Annotated in this window: 2 protein-coding genes; both read left to right on the top strand. The window is 59.8% G+C overall.

The annotated features are described in order from the left end of the window. Nucleotides 1–229, top strand: a 229-nt coding sequence (locus WBF74_RS04105) for a hypothetical protein (RefSeq protein WP_424435577.1), incomplete at its 5' end; no start/stop codon positions are given. A gap of 125 nt (nt 230–354) precedes the next feature. After that, a partial coding sequence (locus tag WBF74_RS04110; RefSeq protein WP_424435580.1) for an acyl-CoA dehydrogenase C-terminal domain-containing protein occupies nt 355–2,164 on the top strand: 1,810 nt, incomplete at its 3' end.

A 2,164-nucleotide genomic window follows, 5' to 3' on the forward strand; every position in this document is an offset into this window, starting at 1 on the left:
AGGCAAGGTGACGCCGGAACGGGAACGCGCCCGGAAAATCATCAGCGAAGCCGGGAAAATCGAAGACCCGCTTCAGGATTTATGGGTCGCATGGTCACAACAGGCGAAGAAATATGGCTATGAGCCAACAACCTGGCGACTCGACAAATCCCGCCTTTTCCCTGATATTTCCCCCGGCTTACTTACAAAATTGAAGGCAGCATCAAGCGACCCGAGTGAGCAGCGTTGACGTTGCGGCGGCAGGGGCTTAACCCTTCGCAGCCAGTTCAGCGTGACCCCGGCCTTTGCCGGGGACCGGATTTTCTTAAGACGCCCCGTTTTTCCAGACAGGCCCCATCAAAGGAGCAAGCGCCAATGCCGAGCTACAAAGCCCCCGTGGAAGATTTCATGTTCCTGTTCCACGAGCTTCTCGAAATCGACAAGCGCACCGATCTGCCCGGCTTTGACGAGCTGACCCCCGACATGACGCAGGCGATCCTCGAAGGTGGCGCGAAGTTCTGTGAGGAAGTGCTCCAGCCGCTCAATCAGGTGGGCGATGAGCATGGCTGCGTGCTTGAAAATGGCGTTGTCCGCACGCCGCCCGGCTTCAAGGAAGCCTTCCAGAAATATTGCGAGGATGGCTGGAACCGTCTCGGCGCGCCGGTGGAAGCGGGCGGTGCGGGGCTTCCCTCCATCATCACCTTCGCCTTTGCGGAGATGGGTTCCTCTGCGAACCAGGCCTTCACCATGTATCCCGGCCTGACAGGTGCTGCCTATTCCGCGCTTTGGGCAACGGGCGAGCCCTGGATGCGCGAACATGTGGCCAAGCGCATGATTGCGGGCGAATGGACCGGCACCATGTGCCTCACCGAGCCGCATTGCGGCACCGACCTGAAGCTGATGAAGACGAAAGCCGTGGAGCAGCCGGACGGCACCTATCGCATCACCGGCACCAAGATTTTCATCTCGGGCGGCGACCACGACATGACCGACAACATCATCCACATGGTGATCGCGAAGATCCCTGATGAGGATGGCAAGCTCGCCAATGATCTCTCCACCGTGAACTTCTTCATGGTGCCGAAGATGCTGGTGGACAAGGAGACGGGCGAGATCATCGGTCGCAATGGCGTGTCTGTCGGCTCCATCGAAAAGAAGATGGGCATCAAGGGCAATGCGACCGCCGTTCTGAACTTTGACGATGCCGTCGCCTACCGGCTTGGTGGCCGCCCCGCCGAAAAGAAGACCGAGACGGGCGAAGTGAAGAAGTCGAAATCGGCGGGCATGGCCGGCATGTTCGGCATGATGAATGGCGCGCGCATGGGCGTGGGCATTCAGGGCATCGCGGTGGGCGAAGTTGCCTATCAGAACGGTGTGGCCTATGCAAAGGAGCGCCTTGCCGGTCGCTCGCTTACCGGCCCGAAAAATCCGGATGGCCCGGCAGACCCGATCATGGTGTTCCCGGATGTGCGCCGCCTGCTGCTTTCATCGCGCAGCTTCGTGGAAGGGGCGCGGGCGCTCGCCATGTATGTCTCGTTCCTCTTCACCGTGCAGAATTCCAGCAAGGATGAGAAGGAGCGCGAGGAAGCTGCCGATCTTTCGCAGCTCATGACGCCGATCATCAAGGCCTTCTTCACCGACAAGGGCTTTCAGGCGGCGAATGATTCCATGCAGGTCTTTGGCGGACATGGCTATGTGCGCGATCACGGCATGGAGCAGTTCGTGCGCGATGCGCGCATTAATCAGGTCTATGAAGGTGCGAACGGCATTCAGGCACTCGACCTTGTGGCCCGCAAGATGACGGCGAAGGGCGGCCGCGCCACGCTGACCTTCTTCGGCAAGGTGGAAGAGTTCATCAAGGCGAATGAAGGCAATGCCGAGATGAAGCCCTATGTCGAGCCGCTCAAGGAAGGCTATCAGCGCCTTGGCGAAGCCGCAGGCTGGCTGATGCAGAACGCGCAGAAAAACTACGACCACGCGGGTGCTGCCTCCTATGACATGCTGAATATTTTCGGCACGGTTGCGATTGGCTGGATGTGGGGCCGCATGGCGAAGCTCTCGCTTGAGAAGCTCGCCGCTGGCGAAGGCAATGCCGCCTTCTACAAGCGCAAGCTGACGCTCGCCCGCTACTGGATGGAACGCGAAATCCCGCTGACCGCCGGCTGGCTCGAGCGCCTGAAGCATG

Source organism: Parvibaculum sp., assembly GCF_049672805.1.
Taxonomy (GTDB): Bacteria; Pseudomonadota; Alphaproteobacteria; order Parvibaculales; family Parvibaculaceae; genus Parvibaculum.